This is a genomic window from Burkholderia stagnalis (assembly GCF_039848545.1).
GTDB lineage: Bacteria > Pseudomonadota > Gammaproteobacteria > Burkholderiales > Burkholderiaceae > Burkholderia > Burkholderia stagnalis.
In genome coordinates, this window is sequence record NZ_CP156685.1 from 1 (window position 1) to 24,848 (window position 24,848).

The 24,848-nt window shown below is 67.3% G+C and carries 22 protein-coding genes, 1 tRNA gene and 1 pseudogene; 15 read left to right on the forward strand and 9 right to left on the reverse strand.

All coding sequences use genetic code 11. The annotated features are described in order from the left end of the window. Positions 1–337: 337 nt before the first annotated feature. Entirely contained in the window at positions 338–1,114 is a 777-nt protein-coding gene (locus tag ABFO07_RS00005) for an enoyl-CoA hydratase (protein ID WP_059563200.1), read from the reverse strand. 128 nt (positions 1,115–1,242) lie between these two features. Here ABFO07_RS00005 and paaN point away from each other — a divergent pair, with 128 nt between their 5' ends. The 5 genes from paaN (at position 1,243) to paaK (ending at position 6,870) form a co-directional block, all read left to right on the forward strand. Next, a complete protein-coding gene (paaN, locus tag ABFO07_RS00010) occupies positions 1,243–2,949 on the forward strand; it encodes a phenylacetic acid degradation protein PaaN (protein ID WP_059805724.1) in 1,707 nt (568 codons plus the stop codon). Between the two features lie 87 nt (positions 2,950–3,036). Then, entirely contained in the window at positions 3,037–4,239 is a 1,203-nt protein-coding gene (pcaF, locus tag ABFO07_RS00015) for a 3-oxoadipyl-CoA thiolase (protein ID WP_059922939.1), read from the forward strand. 45 nt (positions 4,240–4,284) lie between these two features. Beyond that, the gene (paaG, locus tag ABFO07_RS00020; protein WP_060016580.1) at positions 4,285–5,076 is read left to right on the forward strand and encodes a 2-(1,2-epoxy-1,2-dihydrophenyl)acetyl-CoA isomerase PaaG; all 792 of its coding nucleotides are present in this window, start codon (positions 4,285–4,287) and stop codon (positions 5,074–5,076) included. A gap of 1 nt (position 5,077) precedes the next feature. After that, positions 5,078–5,533: a hydroxyphenylacetyl-CoA thioesterase PaaI gene (gene paaI, locus ABFO07_RS00025; RefSeq protein ID WP_059922937.1), complete on the forward strand. Its 456-nt coding sequence runs from the start codon at positions 5,078–5,080 to the stop codon at positions 5,531–5,533. Between the two features lie 38 nt (positions 5,534–5,571). Next, entirely contained in the window at positions 5,572–6,870 is a 1,299-nt protein-coding gene (gene paaK / locus ABFO07_RS00030; protein ID WP_059563194.1) for a phenylacetate--CoA ligase PaaK, read from the forward strand. Between the two features lie 106 nt (positions 6,871–6,976). On the opposite strand, the gene mltA is transcribed toward paaK, so the two are convergent. Next, positions 6,977–8,209 (reverse strand): murein transglycosylase A, encoded by a 1,233-nt coding sequence (gene mltA, locus ABFO07_RS00035; RefSeq protein WP_081059612.1) that lies wholly within the window; start codon positions 8,207–8,209, stop codon positions 6,977–6,979. An 83-nt stretch (positions 8,210–8,292) separates the two neighbouring features. After that, complete coding sequence (apaG, locus tag ABFO07_RS00040; RefSeq protein ID WP_059563192.1) at positions 8,293–8,667, reverse strand: Co2+/Mg2+ efflux protein ApaG; 375 nt, start codon at positions 8,665–8,667, stop codon at positions 8,293–8,295. A 173-nt stretch (positions 8,668–8,840) separates the two neighbouring features. Here apaG and rpe point away from each other — a divergent pair, with 173 nt between their 5' ends. From rpe to ABFO07_RS00085, 8 genes are all read left to right on the forward strand, one after another. After that, positions 8,841–9,527: a ribulose-phosphate 3-epimerase gene (gene rpe / locus ABFO07_RS00050; protein ID WP_059563191.1), complete on the forward strand. Its 687-nt coding sequence runs from the start codon at positions 8,841–8,843 to the stop codon at positions 9,525–9,527. 2 nt (positions 9,528–9,529) lie between these two features. Beyond that, the gene (locus ABFO07_RS00055) at positions 9,530–10,270 is read left to right on the forward strand and encodes a phosphoglycolate phosphatase (RefSeq protein ID WP_059563190.1); all 741 of its coding nucleotides are present in this window, start codon (positions 9,530–9,532) and stop codon (positions 10,268–10,270) included. Positions 10,271–10,631: 361 nt separating this feature from the next. Further along, a complete protein-coding gene (gene trpE / locus ABFO07_RS00060) occupies positions 10,632–12,125 on the forward strand; it encodes an anthranilate synthase component I (protein ID WP_059563189.1) in 1,494 nt (497 codons plus the stop codon). A 13-nt stretch (positions 12,126–12,138) separates the two neighbouring features. After that, positions 12,139–12,726, forward strand: coding sequence for an aminodeoxychorismate/anthranilate synthase component II (locus tag ABFO07_RS00065; protein ID WP_059563188.1), 588 nt, complete (start codon positions 12,139–12,141; stop codon positions 12,724–12,726). A gap of 13 nt (positions 12,727–12,739) precedes the next feature. Continuing rightward, positions 12,740–13,771, forward strand: a complete 1,032-nt coding sequence (gene trpD / locus ABFO07_RS00070) for an anthranilate phosphoribosyltransferase (protein WP_059563187.1) — start codon at positions 12,740–12,742, stop codon at positions 13,769–13,771. Positions 13,772–13,808: 37 nt separating this feature from the next. Beyond that, positions 13,809–14,594: an indole-3-glycerol phosphate synthase TrpC gene (gene trpC, locus ABFO07_RS00075; protein WP_059563186.1), complete on the forward strand. Its 786-nt coding sequence runs from the start codon at positions 13,809–13,811 to the stop codon at positions 14,592–14,594. Further along, a complete protein-coding gene (locus ABFO07_RS00080; RefSeq protein WP_059805708.1) occupies positions 14,594–15,220 on the forward strand; it encodes a CYTH domain-containing protein in 627 nt (208 codons plus the stop codon). Before trpC ends, ABFO07_RS00080 begins: the two co-directional genes overlap by 1 nt. Before the next feature lie 7 nt (positions 15,221–15,227). Next, positions 15,228–16,130: a uracil-DNA glycosylase gene (locus tag ABFO07_RS00085; protein WP_060016573.1), complete on the forward strand. Its 903-nt coding sequence runs from the start codon at positions 15,228–15,230 to the stop codon at positions 16,128–16,130. 121 nt (positions 16,131–16,251) lie between these two features. Here the strand turns inward: ABFO07_RS00085 and ABFO07_RS00090 are convergent, their stop codons facing one another. The 4 genes from ABFO07_RS00090 to ABFO07_RS00105 form a co-directional block, all read right to left on the reverse strand. Continuing rightward, entirely contained in the window at positions 16,252–16,848 is a 597-nt protein-coding gene (locus tag ABFO07_RS00090; protein WP_059563199.1) for an FMN-dependent NADH-azoreductase, read from the reverse strand. Between the two features lie 159 nt (positions 16,849–17,007). Then, entirely contained in the window at positions 17,008–18,810 is a 1,803-nt protein-coding gene (locus tag ABFO07_RS00095) for a M61 family metallopeptidase (protein ID WP_347467993.1), read from the reverse strand. A 110-nt stretch (positions 18,811–18,920) separates the two neighbouring features. Next, positions 18,921–19,649, reverse strand: a complete 729-nt coding sequence (locus ABFO07_RS00100; RefSeq protein ID WP_059563182.1) for a DsbC family protein — start codon at positions 19,647–19,649, stop codon at positions 18,921–18,923. 90 nt (positions 19,650–19,739) lie between these two features. Beyond that, positions 19,740–20,918 (reverse strand): UbiH/UbiF family hydroxylase, encoded by a 1,179-nt coding sequence (locus ABFO07_RS00105; RefSeq protein WP_059922933.1) that lies wholly within the window; start codon positions 20,916–20,918, stop codon positions 19,740–19,742. Between the two features lie 244 nt (positions 20,919–21,162). On the opposite strand from ABFO07_RS00105, the gene ychF reads away from it, so the two are divergent. Both ychF and ABFO07_RS00115 read left to right on the forward strand, forming a co-directional pair. Further along, entirely contained in the window at positions 21,163–22,257 is a 1,095-nt protein-coding gene (gene ychF, locus ABFO07_RS00110) for a redox-regulated ATPase YchF (RefSeq protein WP_059566639.1), read from the forward strand. Between the two features lie 169 nt (positions 22,258–22,426). After that, positions 22,427–22,503, forward strand: a tRNA-Met gene (locus tag ABFO07_RS00115). A gap of 184 nt (positions 22,504–22,687) precedes the next feature. Here ABFO07_RS00115 and gabP read toward each other — a convergent pair. Continuing rightward, positions 22,688–24,079 (reverse strand): GABA permease, encoded by a 1,392-nt coding sequence (gene gabP, locus ABFO07_RS00120; RefSeq protein ID WP_059566638.1) that lies wholly within the window; start codon positions 24,077–24,079, stop codon positions 22,688–22,690. A gap of 404 nt (positions 24,080–24,483) precedes the next feature. Continuing rightward, a pseudogene (locus ABFO07_RS00125) lies at positions 24,484–24,827 on the reverse strand (MmcQ/YjbR family DNA-binding protein). Between the last annotated feature and the right edge of the window lie 21 nt (positions 24,828–24,848).

A 24,848-nucleotide genomic window follows, 5' to 3' on the forward strand; every position in this document is an offset into this window, starting at 1 on the left:
TTCTCAGCAGCGCTGCGTTGTCAGCAGCAGAGAAACGAGATTATGAACACTGTTTCGCAGTTCGTCAACAACTTTTTTAACTACTTCGTTGCGACTGCGGGGTTCATCTTCCTGCGCCGGCCGGCCGCCCAACAGGACATCCGACCAACTCCGCTTCCCCCTTCCGCGCCGCGTTGCCGTTAGCGCGAAAGAGGCGTGATTCTAGGCATCCCGCGCCCCAAGCGCAAGGGGGTGCGCGAAATAAATTCAAAAAAACCCGTGCGCTGCCGCGCACGGGGCTTTTGATTGTGAATGGGCTCGGACAAGGCGGTCGCGCCACATTCGACATTGCCGCCCGTCAGCGATGCTTGAACACCGGTTTCCGCTTCTCGACGAACGCAGCCATCCCTTCCTTCTGATCTTCCGTTGCAAACATCGAATGGAACAGCCGGCGCTCGAATTGCACGCCCTCGGCCAGCGTGGTCTCGTACGCACGATTGACCGACTCCTTGACCATCATGACGGCCGGCAACGAATACTCGGCAATCGTCGTCGCAGCTTCGATAGCCTCATCCAGCAGTTTGTCCGCCGGCAACACGCGCGACACCAAGCCCGCCCGCTCTGCCTCCGCCGCATCCATGAAACGCGCGGTCAGGCACATGTCCATCGCCTTCGCCTTCGACACCGCGCGCGGCAGGCGCTGCGTGCCGCCCGCCCCCGGCATGACGCCGAGCTTGATCTCGGGCTGACCGAACTTCGCCGTATCCGCCGCGAAGATGATGTCGCACATCATCGCCAGTTCGCAGCCGCCCCCCAGCGCGAACCCAGCTACAGCAGCAATGATCGGCTTGCGAATCTGGCGGATGACCTCCCAGTTTCGCGTGATGTAGTCGCCCTTGTAGACATCCATATAGGAATAGGTCGCCATCATGCCGATGTCGGCCCCCGCGGCGAACGCCTTCTCGCTGCCCGTCACGACAATCGCGCCGATGCCTTCGTCGGCATCGAACGCCTTGAGCGCCACGCCCAATTCATCCATCAACGCATCGTTCAGCGCATTCAGCGCCTTCGGCCGGTTCAGCGTAATGAGGCCAACACGGCCCCGGGTCTCCACCACGATGTTCTCGTAAGCCATCGATTTCTCCTCGATCAATGAAATGTGAAACGCCGCGCACACGCGAATAGTTTGATGCTACCATTCTCCGACCAACCGGTCGGTTAATTAATCGAATCCATCCCTTCAACGTCCATCAGGCTGCCGCCATGACCCACCCACTGTTCACGAAGCACGAAGCCACGCTGAAGCACGCACTCGCCGCCCTCGAGAGCCGCGGTTACTGGAGCGCGTTCGTCGAAATGCCGAGCCCCAAAGTGTACGGGGAAAGTGCCAACGCCGACGGCGAAGCGGCGTTCAAATCGCACCTCGACAAGACCTTTGCACTCGACCAGCCCGCTTCCGGCGAGACGGTCGGCGCGGAGCAGTCGCCGTTCGGCATCGGGCTGGGTGTGAGGTACCCGAAATCGACGCCCGATGCACTGATCGCCGCGGCCGCAGCAGCCCAGCGCACATGGCGCGAGGCCGGTCCGACTGCATGGATCGGCGTCAGCATGGAAATCCTCGCGCGCCTGAATCGCGCCAGCTTCGAGATTGCCTACAGCGTCATGCACACCACCGGCCAGGCATTCATGATGGCGTTCCAGGCCGGCGGCCCGCACGCGCAGGACCGCGCGCTCGAGGCCGTTGCGTATGCGTGGGACGAACTGCGACACATCCCGGCCGACGCTCACTGGGAAAAACCGCAAGGCAAGAACCCGCCGCTCGCGATGCACAAGCGCTATACGATCGTCCCGCGCGGCACCGGGCTCGTGCTCGGCTGCTGCACGTTCCCGACCTGGAACGGCTACCCGGGCCTCTTCGCCGATCTGGCGACCGGCAATACCGTGATCGTCAAACCGCATCCGGGTGCGATCCTGCCCCTCGCGATCACCGTCCGGATCGCACGCGACGTGCTGCGCGAAGCCGGCTTCGATCCGAATGTCATCACGCTCCTCGCGACCGAGCCCAACGACGGCGCCCTCGTGCAGAACCTTGCGCTGCGCCCGGAAATCAAGCTGATCGACTTCACCGGCAGCACGCAAAACGGCACCTGGCTCGAACGGAACGCGCACCAGGCCCAGGTCTATACCGAAAAGGCCGGCGTCAACCAGATCGTGATCGACTCCGTGGACGACCTGAAGGCCGCGGCAAAGAACATCGCCTTCTCGCTGTCGCTCTACTCCGGGCAGATGTGCACGGCACCGCAGAACATCTACGTGCCGCGCAGCGGCATCCGGACCGCCGACGGACACGTGAGCTTCGACGAGGTCGCCCAGTCGATCGCCGGCGCGGTACAGAAGCTGACCGGTGACCCGGCGCGCTCGGTCGAACTGATCGGCGCGATCCAAAACGACGGCGTGACCGCGCGGATCGACGACGCCCGCAAACTCGGCCCCGTGCTCGCGGACAGCCTGACGCTGCAGCACCCCGCGTTCCCCGACGCACGCGTGCGCACGCCGCTCGTGCTCCAGCTCGACGCCGCTGACCGCGAGAAATTCACGCAGGAGTGGTTCGGCCCGATCTCGTTCGTGATCGCGACCGACTCGACGGCCCAGTCGCTCGATCTCGCCGGCGCGATCGCCGCCGAGCACGGCGCGCTGACGCTCTCCGTCTACAGCACCGACGATGCCGTGATCGACGCGGCGCACGATGCCGCGGTGCGGGGCGGCGTCGCGCTGTCGATCAACCTGACGGGGGGCGTGTTCGTCAATCAGTCCGCCGCGTTCTCGGACTTCCATGGCACCGGCGCGAACCCGGCTGCGAATGCGTCGCTGGCCGACTCGGCGTTCGTCGCCAACCGGTTCCGCGTCGTGCAAAGCCGAGTGCATGTTGCCCCGAAGGCGGCGCCCGCGGAAGCTGGCCAAACGGCATAACCCGAACGGCGGACGTGCAAACGCCGCTCGGTCCTCTACCATGAACGAATCCGCTGCCCGGCGGGTTCGCCTTTCACCGATACGCCCATGACTGACGCCTATATCTGCGACGCGATTCGCACCCCCATTGGCCGCTACGGCGGCGCCTTGAAAGATGTCCGCGCCGACGACCTCGGCGCGGTGCCGATCCGGGCGTTGATCGAGCGCAACCGCGACGTCGACTGGGCCGCGATCGACGACGTGATCTACGGCTGCGCGAACCAGGCCGGCGAGGACAACCGCAATGTCGCGCGCATGTCCGCGCTGCTGGCCGGCCTGCCGACCGCCGTGCCGGGCACGACGCTCAACCGACTGTGCGGCTCCGGCATGGATGCCGTCGGTACCGCCGCACGTGCGATCAAGTCCGGGGAAGCGCGTCTGATGATCGCGGGCGGCGTCGAGAGCATGACCCGCGCGCCGTTCGTGATGGGCAAGTCGGCCACAGCGTTCGCGCGCCAGGCCGACATCTTCGATACGACGATCGGCTGGCGCTTCATCAACCCGCTGATGAAGCAGCAATACGGCGTCGACTCGATGCCGGAGACGGGCGAGAACGTCGCGACCGATTACGCGATCAGCCGCGCTGACCAGGACCTGTTCGCGCTGCGCAGCCAGCAGAAGGCCGCGCGTGCGCAGCAAGACGGCACGTTGGCGCAGGAAATCGTGCCCGTCACGATTCCGCAGAAAAAAGGCGACCCGCTCGTCGTGTCGCGCGACGAGCATCCGCGCGAGACGTCGCTCGAGGCGCTCGCGAAGCTCAAGGGCGTCGTACGTCCGGACGGCACGGTCACGGCCGGCAACGCGTCGGGCGTCAACGACGGCGCATGCGCGCTGCTGCTCGCCAATGCGGATGCAGCCGACCAGTACGGCCTGCGCCGCCGCGCGCGAGTCGTCGGCATGGCGACGGCGGGCGTCGAGCCGCGCGTGATGGGCATCGGCCCGGCGCCGGCCGCGCGGAAGCTGCTCGGGCAGCTCGGCATGACGATCGACCAGTTCGACGTGATCGAGCTGAACGAGGCATTCGCATCGCAGGGGCTCGCGGTGCTGCGGATGCTGGGCGTCGCGGACGACGATCCGCGCGTAAACCCGAACGGCGGCGCGATTGCGCTCGGCCACCCGCTCGGCGCGTCCGGCGCACGGCTCGTGACCACCGCCCTCCATCAACTCGAGCGCATTGGCGGCCGCTTCGCGCTCTGCACGATGTGCATCGGCGTCGGCCAGGGCATCGCGATCGCGATCGAGCGGGTGTAGCCGGCGCGCGACGCATTCATAACGGAGTCATCCAGGAGACACTGCATGTCATATCAGGCGATTCAGCTGGATATCGATCAGGCGGCCCATGTGGCCACGATCACGCTCAACCGTCCGGACAAGCTCAACAGCTTCACGCGGGCGATGCATCGCGAACTGCAGTCGGCACTCGATGAAGTCTCGGCCAGCGACGCACGCGCACTGATCCTGACGGGCGCGGGCCGTGGCTTCTGCGCCGGCCAGGATCTCGCCGACCTCGACTTCACCCCCGGCGCGACAACCGATCTCGGCACGCTGATCGACGAGCATTTCAATCCGCTGATCCGGCGACTGCAGCGCCTGCCGTTGCCAGTGATCGCCGCGGTGAACGGCACGGCCGCCGGCGCGGGCGCCAACCTGGCGCTCGCGTGCGACCTCGTGCTGGCCGCACGCTCGAGCAGCTTCATCCAGGCATTCGTGAAGATCGGGCTCGTGCCGGACTCCGGCGGCACCTGGTTCCTGCCGCAGCGCGTCGGCATGGCGCGCGCGCTCGGGCTCGCGCTGACCGGCGACAAGCTGAGCGCCGAGCAGGCCGAGCAATGGGGACTCATCTGGCGTGCGGTCGACGACGATACGCTCGCCGCGACAGCCCGCCAGCTCGCCGTCCAATTCGCGCAGCAGCCGACGCTCGCGATCGCATCGATCAAGCAGGCGATGCGCGAAAGCATCACGCACACGCTCGATCAGCAACTCGACCTGGAGCGCGACCTGCAGCGCAGGCTCGGTCAGTCGCACGATTACGCGGAAGGCGTGCAGGCGTTCATCGAGAAGCGCGCGCCGCGCTTCGAGGGGCGCTGACATGACGGCCGCCTCCACCGACACACCCGGCGCCGACGCGCTCGCGCGAGCCACCGCCGAGGCCATGTACGACGCCGACGCATGCAGCCGCGCGCTGGGCATGGAGCTCGCGGAAGTCCGGCCCGGCTATGCGCGCATGCGCATGCCGGTACGCGACGACTTCCTGAACGGCCACCGGATCTGTCACGGCGGGCTCATCTTCACGCTCGCCGATTCGACGTTCGCATTCGCGTGCAATTCGTACAACCTCAGCACCGTCGCGGCCGGCTGCTCGATCGAATACCTGCGCCCGGTGCAGGGCGGCGACGTGCTGACCGCCGAAGCAGTGGAGCAGACGCGCAACGGCCGGTATGGCATCTACGACATCCGCGTCACGAACCGGGCCGGCGAAACCGTCGCGCTGTTCCGCGGCAAGTCCGCCCAGATCAAGGGCACGGTCATTCCGGAAGACCGCTGACGCAACAGCCGCGCACATAACAAGCACTGGAGACACGCATGACTACCCCGCTACCGCTCGAGCCGATCGAGACCGCGACGCGCGACGAGCTGACCGCGCTGCAGCTCGAGCGCCTCCAATGGTCGCTCCGGCATGCCTACCTGCACTCCCCCGTCTATCGACGCAAATTCGACGACGCGGGCGTGCATCCGGACGACCTGAAAACGCTGGCCGACCTGTCCCGCTTCCCGTTCACCACCAAGAGCGACCTGCGCGACAGCTATCCGTTCGGCATGTTCGCGGTGCCGCAGGAGCAGATCTCGCGCATCCACGCGTCGTCGGGGACGACCGGCAAACCGACCGTCGTCGGCTACACCGCGCGCGACATCGATACGTGGGCCAACCTGGTCGCGCGGTCGATCCGCGCCGCCGGCGCGCGCCAGGGCGACAAGGTTCACGTGAGCTATGGCTACGGGCTGTTCACGGGCGGGCTCGGCGCGCATTACGGCGCGGAGCGCGCCGGGCTGACCGTGATCCCGTTCGGCGGCGGCCAGACCGAGAAGCAGGTTCAGCTGATCCAGGATTTCCGCCCGGACATCATCATGGTGACGCCGAGCTACATGCTGTCGATCGCCGACGAATTCGAGCGGCAGGGCCTCGATCCCGCGCAGAGTTCGCTGCGCATCGGCATCTTCGGCGCCGAGCCGTGGACCAACGACATGCGCGCGGCAATCGAGCGCCGCATGGGCATCGATGCGGTCGACATCTATGGCTTGTCCGAGGTGATGGGCCCGGGTGTCGCGTCCGAATGCGTGGAGACCAAGGATGGCCCGACGATCTGGGAAGACCACTTCTACCCGGAAATCATCGACCCGGATACCGGCGAGGTGCTGCCCGACGGCGAGCTGGGCGAGCTCGTGTTCACGTCGCTGACCAAGGAGGCGCTGCCGATCATCCGCTATCGGACGCGTGACCTGACGCGCCTCCTGCCGGGCACCGCACGCACGATGCGCCGGATGGAAAAGATCACCGGCCGCTCGGACGACATGATGATCGTGCGCGGCGTGAACGTATTTCCGACGCAGATCGAGGAACAGCTGCTCAAGCAACGTGCGCTCGCGCCGCACTACCAGATCGTGCTAACGAAGGAGGGGCCGCTCGACGTGCTGACGCTGAACGTCGAGCCTTGCCCCGAGACCGCGCCGGACACGGCGGCGATCGACGCGGCGAGGCGCGCACTCACGCACGACATCAAGTCGCTGATCGGCGTGACGGCAATCGTCAACGTGCTGCCGGTAAACGGCATCGAGCGCTCGGTCGGCAAGGCGCGTCGGGTCATCGACAAGCGCAAGGGCTGACAGGCTGGTCCCACCGGCGCGCCTGCGGCGCACGTCATGCGCGCCGCCACGAAAAAGCCCGACCGGCTCACACCGATCGGGCTTTTCATTTGCCGCGTGCGTCAAATCACGAATTCGGGAACAGCAGCCACATCCGGCCAATCTGCTTCATCCGCCCGGCCTGGTCGCCCGCGTCGTCGCCGAGCCCCCAGAAGTAATCGGCGCGCACGCCGCCCTTGATCGCCGTGCCCGTGTCCTGCGCGAACACGAGGCGGTTCATCGGCGTATTGGTCAGCGGACGCGTCGTCTGCAGGAAGACCGGCGTGCCGAGCGGGATCGACGACGGATCGACCGCGATCGAGCGCTCGGGCGTCAGCGGCACGCCGAGCGCGCCGACCGGGCCATCCGAGCCGCCGCGCGGCACGTCTTCCTTCGACGGCATTTCGCGGAAGAACACGAAGCGCGGATTCGTGTCGAGCAGCGCGTCGACGCGCGCCGGATTCGCCTTCGCCCACGCCTTGATGCCCTGCATCGTCGCCTGCGCGGGCGTCAGCTCGCCGCGGTCGAGCAGCCACTTGCCGATCGAACGATACGGCTGGTTGTTGGTGCCGCCATAGCCGACGCGCATCACCGAGCCGTCGTCGAGCAGGACCCGCCCCGAACCCTGCACCTGCAGGAAGAACGCCTCGATCGGATCGTCGACCCACACGAGCTCGTTGCCGTTCAGGATGCCCGCACGCTCGAGCTGCGCGCGCGCCGGCAGCGCGGCGCCCGCGCGATAGCCGGACGGCCAGCGGTAGAGCGCGGTCTGATAAGGCCCGCGCCGCACGCGAGAGCCGTGCAGCAGCGGCTCGTAATAGCCGGTGACGAGCCCGTCGAGCGTGCCGTCGCTGTTGGCGAACTGGAACGGCGTGAAATACGTTTCGAAGAATGCGCGCGCGCTGCCGATGTCGAGCTCGTCGAGGCGCTCGGCGGCCGCGCACGCACGCTGCCACGACGGCTGGCGCGCGAGGCGCGCGCAGTTCTGCCGCAGCGCGGCCGTCGCGCCGATCAGCGAATCGTCCTGCCAGCCCGGCACCTGTTGCCACGCGACCGGCGTCAGCCGCGCGGGGGCGACCTGCCCCGGCACGATCGCGGCGCCGCTCGGCGGCTTCATGGAAGATGTCCGCGTCGGCGTGCCGCCACACGCGGCAAGCAGCGCCGCCGTCGCGACCGCCGCCGCCCACCCGGCCGCCCGGGGCCCAAACCACATACAATGTCCGTTCTTGATGGAAACCGCCATGTCAGATTTTCTCGACCAATATCCGATGCTCATCTTCGCGCTGGAAGCTTTCCTTGCGCTCGCCCTGCTGATCTTCATCGTCGCGTGGACAGCCTCGGGCAGGAAGAAGCACGCCCGCGACAACGACCGTCAGCCGCGCTGATTCCACCGCGTCCGCACGCTCAATGAAGCGTGCGCGGCATGTGCAGCGCGAACTCGTCGATCGGCGCGTCGAAGCGCTCGCCGTCCTCCGCCACGCAGAAGTACGACCCGCGCATCGTGCCGACCGGCGTCGCGATCACGGCCCAGCTCGTGTATTCGAACTGTTCGCCAGGCTGCAGCAGCGGCTGGTGGCCGACGACCCCCAGCCCCTTCACCTCCTGCACCTGACTCTCGCTGTCGGTGATGATCCAGTGGCGCGCGATCAGCTGTGCCGCGACCTGTCCGCTATTGCGGATCGTCAGCGTGTACGCGAATGCATATTGACGGCGTTCGGGGTCGGATTGTTCCGGCAAGTAGCTGGTTTTCACCGTCACGGTGAACTGATACTGACTCATGGTGATTCCGCTGGATAGTGACTGGCCCGTGCTGGCGTCGTGCGACGCCGGGCCGCAGATGCGCCGCTTTGGTTCGGCATTCTGCTTCATGCGGCACCGGCCCGCAACCGCGCGCGGGGCCGCCCGGCGGTAGAATGGCGGTTTTGCGCCGCAGCGTCCCCGCTCCCCCTGCCATGACTCAATTCCGCATCGCCCCCAGCATCCTGTCGGCCGACTTCGCACGGCTCGGCGAAGAAGTCCGCAACGTGGTCGCCGCCGGCGCCGACTGGATCCACTTCGACGTGATGGACAACCATTATGTCCCGAACCTGACGATCGGGCCGCTGGTCTGCGAAGCGATCCGCCCGCACGTGCAGGTGCCGATCGACGTGCACCTGATGGTACGCCCGGTCGACCGCATCGTGCCCGACTTCGCGAAAGCCGGCGCGAACCTGATCAGCTTCCATCCGGAAGGATCCGACCACATCGACCGCACGCTGTCGCTGATCCGCGACCACGGCTGCAAGGCCGGCCTCGTGTTCAACCCGGCGACGCCGCTGAACTATCTCGATTACGTGATGGATCGCCTCGACTTCGTGCTGCTGATGTCGGTCAACCCGGGCTTCGGCGGCCAGTCGTTCATTCCGGAAACGCTGAACAAGCTGCGCGAGACGCGCGCGCGCCTCGACGCTTACACCGAGCGCACCGGCCGCGAGATCCTGCTCGAGGTGGACGGCGGCGTGAAGGCCGACAACATCGCCGAAATCGCGGCGGCCGGCGCGGACACCTTCGTCGCGGGCTCGGCGATCTTCGGCAAGCCCGACTATCGCAAGGTGATCGACGAGATGCGCGCCCAGCTCGCGACCGTCGAGCGGAGCTGACCGTGGCCGAGCCGAATCTCGCCGCCGGCGCGGCACCGATCCGCTTCGCGGCGCCGCGCATCGACGCGGCGCTGATCGACCTCGACGGCACGATGGTCGATACCGCAGACGATTTCACCGCCGGCCTGAACGGCATGCTCGCGCAGCTGGACGCGCCGGCGACGTCGCGCGACGAGGTGATCGGCTATGTGGGCAAGGGCTCCGAGCACCTGATCCAGAGCGTGCTGAAGCCGCGCTTCAGTGCGGACGACGCACATGCGCGCTTCGACGACGCGCTCGCGATCTACCAGGCCGAGTACGCGAAGATCAACGGCCGCCACGCGCGCCTCTACCCGGACGTCGCGGCCGGCCTCGACGCGCTGCGTGCCGACGGCATCAAGCTTGCGTGCGTGACCAACAAGCCGCATCGCTTCGCGCTCGAGCTGCTCGAGCAATACGGGCTGATCGACCGTTTCGGCATCGTGCTCGGCGGCGACAGCGTGCCGCGCAAGAAACCGGACCCGCTGCCGATGCTGACCGCGTGCGACGCGCTCGGCGTCGCACCCGCGGCGACGGTCGCGATCGGCGACTCGGAAAACGATGCGCTGGCGGGCCGCGCAGCCGGCATGGCGACGCTGACGGTGCCGTACGGCTACAACCACGGCAAAGCTATACAAACGATAAATTCGGATGGTATAGTCGGTTCGCTGCTGGCCGCGGCACGCGCGATCTCCGCGCACAATGCAGGCCGGCCAATCCTCTGAATTATTTCTTCCATCCGCATGTTTCTGAATAAAAAACGGAGTCTGAGCAGCATCGACCGGGGAGCCTGGCCCTGGCGTCGCTGGTCGCGCTAACCTCGTCGATGAGGTACGCTGAAGTTCGTCTTCAGCGCCGTTTTTTATCTCGCTGCGCACCCGCGCACCGATCGTCGCTTCACCTACCACCGTACCGCGCCCGAACGATTCCGTTCAGGGCCGGCCGCAGGCTGGCGACGTTCGCGCTCCGGGATGCGCCCGCCGGCACCAGGCACATCACGATCGACCGCCATTCCGCCGACGGCAGCCCGCGCAGCTCCCCGTGATCCCCGGCGCACTCCGCCGTTGTCCCGAACAGGACCGGAACATGACTGAACTCGAATTCCAATCGCTCGCGAACGAAGGCTACAACCGCATCCCGCTGATCGCGGAAGCCCTGGCCGACCTCGAAACGCCGCTGTCCCTCTACCTGAAACTGGCGCAGCCGGAACGCGGCGGCGCCAACTCGTTCCTGCTCGAATCGGTGGTCGGCGGCGAACGCTTCGGCCGCTATTCGTTCATCGGCCTGCCGGCGCGCACGCTCGTGCGCACGCGCGCCGGTGTCTCCGAAGTCGTGCGCGACGGCCAGGTCGTCGAGACGCACGACGGCGATCCGTTCGAGTTCATCGCCGCGTTCCAGGCACGCTTCAAGGTCGCGCAGCGCCCCGGCCTGCCGCGCTTTTGCGGCGGCCTCGCCGGCTATTTCGGCTACGACGCGGTGCGCTACATCGAGAAGAAGCTCGCGCACACGGCCCCGCGCGACGATCTCGGCCTGCCCGACATCCAGCTGCTGCTGACCGAGGAAGTCGCGGTGATCGACAACCTCGCCGGCAAGCTCTACCTGATCATCTATGCCGATCCGGGCCAGCCCGAGGCATACGCGAAGGCGAAGCAGCGGCTGCGCGAACTGAAGCAGCGCCTGCGCGCGACCGTGCAGCCGCCCGTCACGTCGCCGAGCGTGCGCACCGAGACGTTCCGCGAGTTCAAGAAGGAAGACTATCTGGCCGCCGTGCGCCAGGCCAAGGAATACATCGCGGCCGGCGAGCTGATGCAGATCCAGGTCGGTCAGCGCCTGACGAAGCCGTATCGCGACAACCCGCTGTCGCTGTACCGCGCGCTGCGCTCGCTGAACCCGTCGCCGTACATGTATTACTACAACTTCGGCGATTTCCACGTGGTGGGCGCGTCGCCGGAAATCCTCGTGCGCCAGGAGAAGCGCGGCGACGACCAGGTCGTCACGATCCGCCCGCTCGCCGGCACCCGCCCGCGCGGCAACACGCCGGAACGCGACGCGGAACTCGCGACCGAGCTGCTCAACGACCCGAAGGAAGTCGCCGAGCACGTGATGCTGATCGATCTCGCGCGCAACGACGTGGGCCGCATCGCGGAAATCGGCTCGGTGCAGGTGACCGACCGGTTGGTGATCGAGAAGTACTCGCACGTGCAGCACATCGTCAGCTCGGTCGAAGGCAAGCTGAAGCCCGGCATGACGAACTACGACGTGCTGCGCGCGACGTTCCCGGCCGGCACGCTGTCGGGCGCGCCGAAGGTGCGCGCGATGGAGCTGATCGACGAGCTCGAGCCGACCAAGCGCGGGCTGTACGGCGGCGCGGTCGGCTACCTGTCTTTCTCCGGCGAGATGGATCTCGCGATCGCGATCCGCACGGGCCTGATCCACAACGGCAACCTGTACGTGCAAGCGGCGGCCGGCGTCGTCGCGGATTCGGTGCCCGAATCCGAATGGCAAGAGACCGAGAACAAGGCGCGCGCGGTGCTGCGTGCGGCCGAACAGGTCCAAGACGGCCTCGACAGCGACTTCTGACCGGAGACTGACCATGCTGCTCATGATCGACAACTACGACTCGTTCACCTACAACCTGGTCCAGTACTTCGGCGAGCTGGGCGAGGACGTGCGCACCTATCGCAACGACGAAATCACGCTCGACGAGATCGCGCGCCTCGATCCCGCCGCGATCTGCCTGTCGCCGGGCCCGAGCAACCCGCAGCACGCGGGCATCACGCTCGACGTGCTGCGCGAATTCGCGGGCAAGAAACCGATCCTCGGCGTGTGCCTCGGCCACCAGGCGATCGGCGAGGCATTCGGCGGCCGCGTCGTGCGCGCGAAAACCATCATGCACGGCAAGGTGAGCCGGATCGAAACCGACTGCCGCGGCGTGTTCGCCGACCTGCCGAAGCATTTCGACGTCACGCGCTACCACTCGCTCGCGATCGAGCGCGAATCGCTGCCGGACTGCCTCGAGATCTCCGCATGGACCGACGACGGCGAGATCATGGGCGTGCGCCACAAGACGCTGCCGATCGAAGGCGTGCAGTTCCACCCGGAATCGATCCTGTCCGAGCACGGCCATGCGCTGCTCGAGAACTTCCTCAAGCAGGCCCGCGCGGCCGCGCACGCCGCCTGACCGGAGCCGCACGATGACGATCACTCCCCAGGAAGCGCTGCAGCGCACGATCGAGCACCGCGAGATCTTCCACGACGAGATGCTGCACCTGATGCGGCTCATCATGCGCGGCGACATGTCGCCGGTGATGGCCGCCGCGATCATCACCGGCCTGCGCGTGAAGAAGGAGACGATCGGCGAGATCGCCGCCGCCGCAACCGTGATGCGCGAATTCGCGAACCACGTGCAGGTGCAGGACAACTCGAACTTCGTCGACATCGTCGGCACCGGCGGCGACGGCTCGCACACGTTCAACATCTCGACCGCGTCGATGTTCGTCACCGCGGCGGCCGGCGCGAAGGTCGCGAAGCACGGCAACCGCGGCGTGTCGAGCAAGTCCGGCAGCGCCGACGTGCTCGAGGCGCTCGGCGTCAACATCGACCTGCAGCCCGACGAGGTGGCCGCGTCGATCGCCGAGACCGGCATGGGCTTCATGTTCGCGCCGAACCATCACCCGGCGATGAAGAACATCGCGGCGGTGCGCCGCGAGCTCGGCGTGCGGACGATCTTCAACATCCTCGGCCCGCTGACCAACCCGGCCGGCGCGCCGAACCAGCTGATGGGCGTGTTCCACCCGGACCTCGTCGGCATCCAGGTGCGCGTGATGCAGCGCCTCGGCGCGCAGCACGTGCTGGTCGTGTACGGCAAGGACGGGATGGACGAGGTGTCGCTCGGCGCCGCGACGCTCGTCGGCGAGTTGCGCGACGGCCAGGTGCACGAATACGAGATCCATCCGGAGGACTTCGGCCTGCAGATGGTGTCGAACCGCTCGCTGAAGGTGGAAAATGCCGACGAGTCGCGCGTGATGCTGCTCGGCGCACTCGACAACCAGCCGGGCGTCGCGCGCGAGATCGTCACGCTGAACGCGGGCACCGCGCTGTATTCAGCGAACGTCGCCGCGTCGATCGCCGACGGCATCCAGCTCGCCCGCGAAGCGATCGCGAGCGGCAAGGCGCGCGCGAAAGTCGACGAGCTGGTGCGCTTCACGCAGCAGTTCAAGCGCTGATCCGCCCTTTCGAACCCGAATCAAGCACGAGACTCCCATGAGCGACATTCTCGAACGAATCATTGCCGTCAAGCGCGAAGAAGTCGCGGCGGCCATGCGCAGCACGCCGCTCGAGGCGTTGAAGCTGGACGCGTCCGCCCGCGACCTGCGCGACTTCGCCGGCGCGCTGCGCGCCAAGCACGCAGCCGGCCAGGCCGCCGTGATCGCCGAAATCAAGAAGGCCAGCCCGTCGAAGGGCGTGCTGCGCGAGCACTTCGTGCCGGCCGACATCGCCCGCTCGTACGCCGCGCACGGCGCCGCGTGCCTGTCGGTGCTGACCGACGAGCAGTTCTTCCAGGGCGGTGTCCGCTATCTCGAGGAAGCGCGCGCGGCCTGCACGCTGCCGGTGCTGCGCAAGGACTTCATCGTCGACGCTTATCAGATCCTCGAAGCGCGCGCGATGGGCGCGGACGCGATCCTGCTGATTGCCGCCGCGCTCGACACGCCGCTGATGCAGGATCTCGAGGCGTATGCGCACTCGCTCGGGCTCGCGGTGCTGGTCGAGGTGCACGACCGCGACGAAATGGAACAGGCGCTGACGCTGAAGACCCCGCTCCTCGGCATCAACAACCGCAACCTGCGCACGTTCGAGACGTCGATCCGTACGACGCTCGACATGCTCGACATGATTCCGGCCGACCGCATCGTCGTGACCGAATCGGGCATCCTGTCGCGCATCGACGTCGACACGATGCGCGCGGCGAACGTGAACACGTTCCTGGTCGGCGAAGCGTTCATGCGCGCCGAGCAACCCGGCGAAGAACTCGCGCGGATGTTCTTCTGATGGCGATCGAGAAGGAAATCAAGCTCGCGCTGCCGGCCGGGCAGGCCGACGCGGCGCGGCAGTTCTTCGCGACGCTGACCGGCGAGCCCGGCCGCGAGATCGCGCTCGCGAACGTCTACTACGACACGCCCGATCTGGCGCTCGCCCGCTCGAAGAGCGCCGTACGGGTGCGCCATGCGCCGCAAGGCTGGCTGCAGACGTTCAAGACGGTCGGCACCGCGGAAGGCGGGCTGCATCGGCGTCACGAATGGGAACTCGCAATCGCCGGCGACGCGCTCGAGATCGATGCGCTCGTCGCCGCCTGCGACGTGCCGGAAGCGGCCGCCGCGCTGCGCGATGCCGCCCCCGCACTGCATGCGCTGTTCCGCACCGATTTTTCGCGCACGCTGTGGCGCATCGCGATCGGCGGCGCGACCGTCGAGGCGGCGGTGGATGCCGGCGAGATCGTCGCCCACGCGCAAAACGAGACGCGCCGCGAACCGATCAGCGAAATCGAACTCGAACTGATCGATGGCCCGGAGACCGCGCTCGCGATGCTCGCCGCGGAACTGCAGCAGGCGCTGCCCGGCCTCAGCCCCGACAACATCAGCAAGGCGCAGCGCGGCTACCGGCTGCGCGCGCAATAAATCACGCATGGCAACCCGCAAGACTCCCCGCGCGCCGCAACAGGCGTCGCTGTTTGACGATCCCGTACTCGACACCCCGACCGGTTCCGCTCCGGCCGACGCGCCGGCAGCACCCGCCGCGCCGGTCGCGGCCGCCACGCCAGTCACGCCAGCCTCGACCGCCGCCCCGTCGCCGGCCGCCTCTGACGACGTGCTGCATCTCGCCGCCCAGTTCGACGCGCTGCCGGCTGCATGGCGCGCCGTCCTCGCCCCGTTCGTCGCCGGCGACGCGTATGCCCCGCTGTGCAGCTTCGTCGACAGCGAACGCGCGGCCGGCAAGACCGTCTACCCGGCCGACGTGTTCCGCGCGCTGCGGCTGACGAGCCCGGACGACGTGAAGGTCGTGATTCTCGGCCAGGACCCGTACCACGGCGACGACCGCGGCACGCCGCAGGCGCACGGCCTCGCGTTCTCGGTGCCGCCGGCGGTGAGGCCGCCGCCGTCGCTGCGCAACATCTTCAAGGAAATCGCCGCGAACTTCGGCCACGACACGCCGCGCCACGGCTGTCTCGACACATGGGCGCGCCAGGGCGTGCTGCTGCTCAACACCGTGCTGACGGTCGAGCGCGGCGCGGCCGCCAGCCACGCGAAACGCGGCTGGGAGCAATGCACGGACACGCTGATCCGCGAACTGGCAAGCCGCCACCGCGGGCTCGTGTTCATGTTGTGGGGGGCGCACGCGCAGGCCAAGCGCGCGCTGTTCGACGCGAACGCGCACTGCGTGCTCGAGGCGCCGCATCCGTCGCCGCTGTCCGCGCACCGCGGCTTCCTCGGCTGCCGCCATTTCGCGCTCGCGAACGATTACCTCGTCGAACAGGGGCGCGAGCCGATCGACTGGCGCCTGCCGGACGAAGCCGAAACATTCGCGTAAGCCGTCCGCGCCGATTCGCTCCGCATCGGCCCACACGCAAAAAACGCCGCGTACCTTCCGGTACGCGGCGTTTTTTTATCGGGCTGCACGGGCGGACGCATCGCGCCCGCCGGAACCGGCCTTACGCGGCGGCGATCGCCTCGCGTGCGCCGGCCAGGCCTGCACTCTGCGCATCCGGCCCCATGTTCAGGCCTTCCGCGAAGATGAAGTTCACGTCGGTCATGCCGACGAAGCCGAGGAACGTGCGCAGGAACGGCGTCTGGCTGTCGTTCGGCGTGCCGGCATACTTGCCGCCGCGCGCCGTCACGACGTGGACCTTCTTGCCCTTGATCAGGCCTTCCGGGCCGTTTTCCGTGTAGCGGAACGTGACGCCGGCGCGGGCGATCCAGTCGAAGTACGTCTTCAGTTGCGACGAGATGCCGAAGTTGTACATCGGCGCGCCGATCACGATGATGTCGGCGGCTTGCAGTTCGGCGATCAGCGCGTCGCTCTTCGCGACGATCGCATTCTGTTCCGCGGTGCGCTGGTCGGCCGGCGTGAAGAACGCGCCGAGCACCGATTCGTCGAGATGCGGCAGCGCATCCGACAGCAGGTTGCGAACCACGACCTTCGCGCCGGGGTTCGATTGTTGCAGCTTTGCCGTCAGTTCGTTGGCCAGCAGCGTGGACTGCGCGCCTTGCGAACGCGCCGCGGAATTGATTTGCAGAATGGTCGTCATGTCAGGCTCCGAGTGGGTTTGCGCTTTCAGCAGCGCGAGTGACGCCATTGTGCGTGCACCCCTCATCCCGAAAAAGCGGGCTCAGGGCGACGGATTGTTGCAGCAGCAGAACAATCCGCGGTTACGCCCTGCTCGCGCCAATGGCCGGAGCCCGCCCGTTCAACCCTTCAGCCAGGCTTCGCGCGCCGCGTGCTGCGCCGCCGGCTTCGGCGCGGCGGCCAGCTTGTAGCGTGCGACCTCGGGGCCGTCGAGCTTCAGTTTCGCGGTGCGCAGCTCGTCGCGGCGGAACGCGTGGATCTCGACCTTGTCGCCCGCCCGGTAGCGGGCGAGCAGCGCGTCGAGGTTCGTGCCGGTCACGCGCAGCCCGTCGACCGCAATCAGCGTGTCGCCGGCCGACAGCCCCGCGCGATGCGCGGCGCCGCCCTCGTAGACGGTCGCCAGCGTGCAATCCGCGCCGCCGCGCAGGCGCGCGCCGATCGTCGGCTTGCCCTGCGCGCCGTTCGGGCCGACATCCGGCGCAAGCGTCACGCCGAACGGCGCGAGCAATTCCGCGAGCGGCAGGTCACGCGTGCCGCGCACCGCATCGGCGAACAGGCGGCCGAGCGCGACGCCCGTCGCTTCCTCGATCAGCGCCTCGACTTCGTCCTCGCCGACACCGGCCTGCTGGCCGTGATAGAACGCGCGGCCGTAGCGCGCCCAGAGCAGCCGCATCACGTCGTCGAGCGACTTGCGGTGGCGGGTCTGCGCGCGGATTGCGAGGTCGAACGCAAGCGCGACGAGCGAGCCCTTCGTGTAGTAGCTGACGATCGCGTTGGCCGCGTTCTCGTCCTGCCGGTAGTACTTGGTCCACGCGTCGAACGAGCTTTCCGCGACGCTCTGCTTGAGCCGGCCGGTGCCGCGCTGCACGCCGCCGATCGTGCGGCCGAGCGCCGCGAAATATTCGTCCTGCGACATCAACCCGCTGCGCACCAGCATCAGGTCGTCGTAATACGACGTGAAGCCCTCGAACAGCCACAGCAGCGACGTGTAGTTTTCGCGCGCGAGGTCGTACGGCACGAACGCTGCCGGCTTGATGCGCTTCACGTTCCACGTGTGGAAATACTCGTGGCTGCAGAGGCCGAGATAGGTGCGATAGCCTTCCGTCGTTTCCGGGCGCCCTTTCACCGGCAGGTCGCTGCGGTTGCAGATCAGCGCGGTCGACGCGCGATGCTCGAGGCCGCCGTAGCCGTCGCTGACCGCGAGCGTCATGAACACGTAGCGGTCCATCGGCGCCTGCTTCGACTTCGGCTCGAACAGCGCGATCTGCGCTTCGCACACGCGTTTCAGGTCGGTGCGGAGCCGTTCCATGTCGAGCTGGGTCACGCGGCCGGCGATCACGATGTCGTGCGGCACGCCGTGCGCGTCGAACGTCGCGAGCGCGAATTCGCCGATCGTCACCGGGTGATCGACGAGTTCGTCATAGTTCGACGCGCGATACGCGCCGAACGCATAGCGTTTCGTGCCGCGCGCCTCGGGCAGCGCGGTGGCCACGCGCCACGCGCGGAAGGCCGCGCCGGCCGGCTTCGCGATCTCCACGTCGCACGGCGCATCCTCCTGGCCGGCCACGCTCAGGAACACCGCGGTGCCGTTGAAGAAGCCGCCCTGGTCGTCCAGGTACGCGGAGCGCACCGACAAGTCCCATGCATAGACGTCGTAGCGCAAAGTCAGCGCGCCCTTCACCGGCGCGGCCTGCCACGTGCTCTTGTCGGTCTTCGCGATCCGCACCTTGCGGCCGGCCTCGTTGAACGCCTGCAGCGTCACGATGTTGCGCGCGAACTCGCGCACGAGATAGCTGCCCGGAATCCACACCGGCAGCGCGAACCGCTGGCCTTCGGGGTCAGGTTCGGCAACCGTCACGGACACCTCGAACAGGTGCGCGGCAGGATCTTTCGGAGCAATCGAATAGCGGATCGGCGTTTTCATCGTGGGAATCGGTCGGGGATAGCGGCGGCAGAAACGACGAGAGGCGCCGGGCCGGAACCCTGGGCGCCCCTCGCCGGCCGGGCCTCGCGGCCCGGCGCATCATGCGTCTTTTACTTGTTCGAAGCGAGCGCCTGATTCAGCTGCTCGGCGGACACGGCGCCCGGCAGGCGGCGGCCGTCGGGCAGGAAGATCGTCGGCGTGCCGGTGACGTTCATCCCGCGGCCGAGCGCGAGATTCTTGTCGAGCGCGCTCGTGTCGCAGTTTGCGGCGTTGGTCGGCGCGCGATGGTCGAGCATCCAGCCCTCCCACGACTTCACGCGGTCGCCCGCGCACCAGATCGCCTTCGACTTCACGGTCGAATCCGGCGATAGCACCGGGTACAGGAACGTGTAGACCGTCACGTTGTCGATCGACTGGAGCGTCGTCTCGAGCTTCTTGCAGTACGGGCAGTTCGGGTCGGAGAACACGGCGATCTTGCGCGCGCCGTTGCCCTTGACGACCTTGATCGCGTTGGCGAGCGGCAGGCTGGCGAAATCGATCTTGTTGGTTTCCGCCACGCGCGCCTCGGTCAGGTTCTTGCGCGTTTTCGTGTCGACGAGATCGCCGAGCAGCACATAGTCGCCGCTCGCGTCGCTATAGATGATCTGCGTGCCGAGATTCACTTCGTACAGGCCCGCGACCGGCGATTTCGACACGCTCTTGATCGGTGCGTCGCTGCCGAGGCGGGATTGCAGCGTGGCTTTCAGCTTGTCGGTGGTCTGATCGGCCTGCGCGGTGCAGCCGAGCGTCGTCGCGGCGACGGCCAGCACCAGCGACGCGATACGGATCGTTTTTTTCATGGAAATCTTCCTTCAGCTCAATCGGAGTGCACGGCACAGTGTACGCCGTAACGGAACCGTCTCCGACCGGGGATGAGCCCGAAGGTTCGCTCAGCCGAGCGCGGACGACACGAGCCAGCGCTTGACGAGCGGCTGCGCGCCGACGAACGCCATGCCCGCGTTGCGCACCGCCTTCGCGAGCGAGCCCGGCGCCGCGAACAGCCGCTGCAGGCCGTCGGTCGCGATCATCAGCGCGCGGATGTCCTCGCGGCGCGAGCGCTCGTAGCGGCGCAGCAGCACCGTATCGCCGAGGTTGCGGAAGCTTTCCTTGTTCGCGATCGCGTCGGCGAGCGCGGCGACATCGCGCAGCCCGAGGTTCATCCCCTGGCCCGCGAGCGGGTGGATCAGGTGCGCGGCGTCGCCGACCAGCGCGACGCGCGGCGCGATCAGCTTGTCCACGGTCTGCAGCGCGAGCGGGAAACCGGCCGCCGGCGTCACGCAGTCGAGCGTGCCGACCTTCCCGTGCGACACACGCTCGACCTCGGCCGCAAGCTGCGCGGGATCGAGCGCCAGCAGTTCGTCCGCATGCGCGGTGTGCGCCGACCAGACGAGCGACACGTGGCCGTCCGGCAGCGGCAGCAGCGCGACGATCTCGCCCTCGTGGAACCACTGATAAGCGGTTTCGCGGTGCGGCAGCGACGCCTTGAAGTTCGCGACGACACCGGTCTGCCGATAATCGCGCCGTTCGACCTTGGCCCCCATTTGCGAGCGCACCCACGAGTGCGCGCCGTCCGCGCCGACGATCAGGTCGGCTTCGAGCACCTGCCCCGACGACAGCGTGAGCACGGCCGCGTCGTCGCGCACGTCGAAGCCCTGCGCGCGCGCGTCGAACCACGTCAGGTTCGGCTGGAACCGCAGCGCCGCGTCGAGCGAGGCCTCGACCAGCGACGATTCGACGATCCATGCGAGCTGCGGCACCGATGCCTGGTACGCGGAGAAATGGAGCTCGGCGTGCGCGTCGCCGTAGACGCGCATGTCGTAGACCGGCGCGAGCCGGCTGTGGTCGAGCGCCTGCCAGACGCGCAGCCGTTCGAGCAGCGCCTGCGAGCTGGACGACAGCGCATAGACGCGCGTGTCGAACGCGAGATCGGCGGGGCGCGGCGTCGCCGGCTGGGCGAGCAAGGCGGTCTTGTAGCCGGACTGGGTCAGCGCGAGCGCGGCCGTCTTGCCGACGAGCCCGCCGCCGACCACGGCGACGTCGAAGGTGTGGTGGGCAGTCATGGCGGGCATTATAGCCGCGGGGCCAAACCCTTATGCGGCCGGACTTTGCGGGAAATCAGGGGAACCGCGCAATGGCCTGGCCGCGGCCGGCCCCGTGGCATCGGCCGTTCGGCCGACGGGCGGAAACCGGCGCGGCGGCACGGTACAATAGCGCCTTTGAACGCCGGCCGGTCGCGCACGTGACGGCCGTCCCCCTTGTCCCGCGCCGCCGCGCCCCGCCCGGCCGCGCCGCTTCACCCGTTCGAAGGATTCCATGAGCCTCAAATGCGGCATCGTCGGCTTGCCCAACGTCGGCAAGTCCACCCTGTTCAATGCGCTGACCAAGGCCGGCATCGCCGCCGAGAACTACCCGTTCTGCACGATCGAGCCGAACGTCGGCGTGGTCGAAGTGCCTGACGCGCGCCTGAAGGCGCTCGCCGAGATCATCAGCCCCGAGCGCGTCGTGCCGGCCGTCGTCGAGTTCGTCGACATCGCGGGCCTCGTCGCGGGCGCGAGCAAGGGCGAAGGCCTCGGCAACCAGTTCCTCGCGAACATCCGCGAAACCGACGCGATCACGCACGTCGTGCGCTGCTTCGAGGACGAGAACGTCATCCACGTCGCCGGCAAGGTGAGCCCGATCGACGACATCGAGGTGATCAACACCGAACTCGCGCTCGCCGACCTCGGCACGGTCGAGAAGGCGCTCACGCGTTACTCGAAGGCCGCGAAGTCGGGCAACGACAAGGAAGCGGCGAAGCTCGTCGCGGTGCTCGACAAGGTGCGCGCGCAGCTCGACCAGGGCAAGGCCGTGCGCGGCCTGGCGCTGTCGGACGACGAAGCGGCGCTGCTCAAGCCGTTCTGCCTGATCACCGCGAAGCCGGCGATGTACGTCGCGAACGTGAAGGACGACGGCTTCGAGAACAACCCGCACCTCGACGCGGTGCGCAAGTACGCGGAAAGCGAGAATTCGCCGGTGGTCGCCGTCTGCGCGGCGATCGAGGCGGAGATCGCCGATCTCGACGACGAGGACAAGGAAGCCTTCCTCGCCGACATGGGCATGGACGAGCCGGGCCTCGACCGCGTGATCCGCGCGGGCTTCAAGCTGCTCGGCCTGCAGACCTACTTCACCGCGGGCGTGAAGGAAGTGCGCGCGTGGACGATCCACATCGGCGACACGGCGCCGCAGGCGGCCGGCGTGATCCACACCGACTTCGAGCGCGGCTTCATCCGCGCGCAGACGATCGCGTTCGACGACTTCATCGCGTACAAGGGCGAGCAAGGCGCGAAGGAAGCCGGGAAGATGCGTGCCGAAGGGAAGGAATATGTCGTGCATGATGGCGACGTGATGAACTTCCTGTTCAACGTCTGAGCGAATCGCGCAGACGTCCGGCAATATACGAAAAGCCCCTTGCGAGCCACGCGCCGCAAGGGGCTTTTGCTTTACAGGTTCGTGTGCGACGCCGCGTCTGACCCACGCAGATGCGTAACGAGAGCAGATACGCTTTGACGCAGCGCCGCATTGCGATTACAATTCGCGCCGCGGGGTGGAGCAGTCTGGCAGCTCGTCGGGCTCATAACCCGAAGGTCGTAGGTTCAAATCCTACCCCCGCAACCAACACCGAGGCCCGCTTGGCGACACCAAGCGGGCCTTTTGCTTTGTATCGGCCGCGTCGCTGCATTCGCTGCCGGCAAAACAAATGGCCCGATCGGCAAGCGCCGAGCGGGCCATGCATGTTTCGGCGGAACACCCCGCCATGCCGACGGCGAGCATTCACGCCCGCCGCCGCGCCATCGCTTCGTCACATCGCCGACACGCGCCGCCCCGCGCTCGCCCGCGCATCGCGGCCGCGCTTGTTCAGCCACGACGCCACCAGCACGATCAGCGCCAGCACCGCCGTCGCCCCCACTTCCATCCGGTGCTCCTCGCTCACCAGCATCACGGTCAGCGTGCCGCAGATGAACAGGATCACGGCCCACGTGAGCCACGGGAACAGCCACATCCGCAGCGTGAGGTCCGCGCCGCTCACCTCGAGCGTCTTGCGCATCCGCAGCTGCGAGATCGCGATCACGAGGTACACGAGCAGCGCGATCGCACCCGACGTCGCGAGCAGGAAGCCGAACACCTGCTCCGGCATCAGGTAGTTCGCGATCACGGTCAGGAAACCGAACGCGGTCGACGCGAGCACCGCCGCGCGCGGCGTGCCGCTCGCATCGGTGCGATGCAGGAACGCGGGCGCATCCTTGCGCTTCGACAGCGAGAACAGCATCCGCGATGCGGTGTACAGCGCCGAGTTCAGGCAGCTCGCCACCGACACCAGCACGATCACGTCGATGATCGCCTTCGCATGCGGGACGCCGATCAGCTCCATCGCGCGCTGATACGAGCCGTGCTTCGGCAGCAGCGGATCGTTCCACGGCACGATCGCCGCGACGACGAGAATCGAGCCGAGGTAGAACAGCGTGATGCGCCAGATCACCGAATTGGTCGCGCGCACGATCTGGCGTTGCGGGTTTTCCGATTCGGCGGCCGCGATCGTCACGATCTCGGTGCCGAGGAACGAGAACATCGTCGTCAGCATCGCCGCGAGCACCGCGCCGGCGCCGTTCGGCATGAAGCCGTCGTGCGCGAACAGGTTCGACACGCCCGATACGGCCGGCGCCGGCACGATGCCGACGATCGCCGCGCCGCCGATGCACAGGAACACGACGATCGCGACCACCTTGATCAGCGCGAACCAGAATTCGAATTCGCCGTAGTTCTTGACGGAAAAGAGGTTGGTCATCGTCAGCAGCAGCGTGATGCCGAGCGCGAAGATCCAGGTCGCCACGCCGGGGAACCACGCGTTGAGGATGGTCGCGGCAGCCGTCGCCTCGATCGGGATCACGAGCACCCAGAACCACCAGTACAGCCAGCCGATCGAGAAGCCCGCCCAGTGGCCGATCGCGCGATCGGCATAGGTCGAGAACGAGCCGCTGTCCGGATGCGCGACGGCCATCTCGCCAAGCATGCGCATCACCAGCACGACCAGCACGCCCGCGATCGCATACGCGAGGATCGATGCCGGGCCGGCTTCCGCGATCGCGTGGCCGGAGCCGACGAACAACCCCGCGCCGATCACCCCGGCGATCGACAGCATCGTCACGTGGCGCTGCTTGAGGCCGGTGCCGAGGCCTGTCTTACTACCATTCATGTGTCTCTCTCCAAAAAACGGTTCCGGTATGACCCGGTGTCGCGTGAAGGCGGTGCTGGGGATTGTCGTTGTCGATCCGGTGACGGGGCGCGGCGTGCAGCGCACGCCGGCTCGCGCCGGGGTCGCGGCCGATCGGAACCGTGCGCCACGCAGGTCTGCGAAGCTGCGGTGCGATGCGGCGTACATGTGCCGGCGCATCGCGGCGCCCTGTTCCGTCGGCCGGTAAGTCAACCGCCTTCGAAGCGATGGAGTGTAAGCACCAAACGGTTCGCGACTAAGAACCAATTGATGAATTTCGATGGAACCACTTGTTGCATCGATGCGAATCGATGCAACACACGCGCCATCCGGCAGTGGTCGTTGAACCTGCCGAGCCGCACAGCGCGCGAGGCGCGCAGCCCGGTTCAGGTCGCGCCGCGGGCCATCTCGTCGCGCCATTTGGCCGGCACGATCGCCAGCCATTCTCGCAGAAGCGGTTTTTCACGGCGTCGGGAGGCGCGGCCGACAGGCGCACCAGCACGATCGGCCAGCCGAGATAGTGATCGGTCACGTAATACACGTCGGGCGCGGATTCGATCAGCCACGCGCGCTCGTCCGGGCCGACGCCCTTCACGACGAGGGTGTCGCCGTCCTCGCGCAGCCGGGCCAGCAGCTTGCCCTTCACCTTGAGTGCGGGCGTGCCGTACGACGTGCCGTCCTCGACGCCCCGCCATGCCAGCGCGATCTGCCCAACTTCGTCGAATGTCACGCTTCCTCCTCGAACGTGCGC